General features: G+C 65.1%; 1 pseudogene. It reads right to left on the minus strand.

What is annotated here, in order from left to right:
• A pseudogene (locus NKH23_RS34525) lies at nt 1-501 on the minus strand (transposase); the annotation flags it as partial.

The raw sequence follows: 501 nt of genomic DNA on the forward strand, positions 1-501 counted from the left end.
CTACCGCTCGGCGCCTGGAGCGTCGCTTGCGCACGGCCAGTCCTTCTTCGCGGTATAGCCGGTAGATGCGGTTGATACCCGATGCCTCGCCTTCGCGCCAGAATGAACAGCCGCCGATAGCCGAAGCGCCGGCGCTCGTTGGCCAGGTCGCGTAGCCGGCCGCGCAGTGCCGCCTCTGGCGCTCGGCGAGACTGGTAGCGGATCATCTTACGATCGGCGTCGACGAAGGAACAGGCCCGACGCTCCGACAGGCCCATCGTGGCCTGCAGATGCGCGACGGCTTCGCGCTTGGCGGCGGGCCCTACCATTTTTTTGACAGAAGCTCGCGCAGTGCCGAGGCTTCCAGCATCTGGTCGGCGAGCAGCTTCTTCAGCTTCGCGTTCTCGTCTTCCAAGGCCTTCAGCCGTTTGGCATCGGAGACGTCCATCCCGCCATACTTCGCCTTCCAGTTATACAGCGTCGCCTCGGAGATCCCATGCTTGCGCGCCAGGTCGCCCGCCT

This window comes from Mesorhizobium sp. M1328, assembly GCF_040318075.1.
Taxonomy (GTDB): Bacteria; Pseudomonadota; Alphaproteobacteria; order Rhizobiales; family Rhizobiaceae; genus Mesorhizobium.